This is a genomic window from Oleiphilus sp. HI0066, from assembly GCF_001635725.1.
On the sequence record NZ_LWFH01001272.1, the window covers coordinates 1 to 1,157 of the forward strand.

Annotated in this window: 2 protein-coding genes; both read left to right on the forward strand. The window is 44.0% G+C overall.

The genetic code is table 11. The features are described from left to right. The first annotated feature begins 109 nt into the window (after positions 1–109). On the forward strand, positions 110–964 hold the full coding sequence (gene rpoH / locus A3738_RS18390) for an RNA polymerase sigma factor RpoH (protein WP_068482772.1): 855 nt from the start codon (positions 110–112) through the stop codon (positions 962–964). Between the two features lie 68 nt (positions 965–1,032). Then, positions 1,033–1,157, forward strand: a 125-nt coding sequence (locus A3738_RS29475) for an NAD(P)-binding domain-containing protein (protein ID WP_231876697.1), incomplete at its 3' end; no start/stop codon positions are given.

Below are 1,157 nucleotides of genomic sequence, written 5' to 3' on the forward strand. Positions count from 1 at the left end.
AATTCGGAACTTTTTAAGGCTTAAGTAGTCCAACCACTCAACAGTAGCACACTTGAGCACAAAAGCGCCGAGATGCTATGATGCAAGGATAACGAATAGAGGAATATTAATGGGCACAAGCTTACAACCCGTCGACATGTTAACTCCTGGTGGCAACCTTGAGTCTTACATCCAAACGGTCAACAGCATCCCGATTTTGTCAATTGAAGAAGAGCGAGATTTAACTGCGCGCTTACATGACGAAAACGACCTTGTGGCTGCGCGACACTTGATTATGTCGCATCTACGTTTTGTTGTTCATATCGCTAAAAGTTACTCTGGATATGGTTTAGCTCAAGCTGATCTTATTCAGGAAGGAAACGTCGGCCTAATGAAAGCCGTTAAACGTTTCGATCCGACATTCGGCGTTCGCTTGGTGTCTTTTGCTGTACATTGGATCAAAGCTGAAATTCACGAATTCATTTTACGTAATTGGCGCATTGTCAAAATTGCGACGACCAAAGCGCAACGTAAAATGTTCTTCAATCTTCGCAGCTCTAAAAAGCGTCTTGCTTGGTTTACCGCAGATGAAGTTGATTCAGTAGCTAAAGACCTTGGTGTAGAACCTCGCGTCGTTCGCGAAATGGAAGGTCGCTTGAGCGCTCAAGATACAGCATTCGATGCTAGCTCTGATGAAGATGATGACAGCGCGTTCTTAGCTCCAGCGAACTATCTAGAAGATCATTCAGCAGACCCTGCACGTGCTGTAGAGCTGGCTGATACATCGAGCGATACGCGTCATCGTTTAACTGAAGCCTTACGTACTCTCGATGAGCGTAGTTTAGATATCATCACCAAACGCTGGTTAAATGAGAAAAAAGCCACGCTTCATGAGCTGGCAGATGAATACGGCGTTTCAGCTGAACGAATTCGTCAATTAGAAAAAAATGCGATGAAGAAAGTAAAAGGCTTAATGGATAGTTAGGCCTCTTTCTTCTACTAAAAACCGCCAACAGGCGGTTTTTTTATGCCATTAAAATTCGGAGTTATGTCATGCATATTGCTTTTATTGGTGTAGGCCTCATGGGCGCTCCCATGGTTACTAACCTGATTCGTGCAGGTTTCTCTCTACACCTATGGAACCGCACCCAATCAAAACTCGACCCATTTCAGAAAAA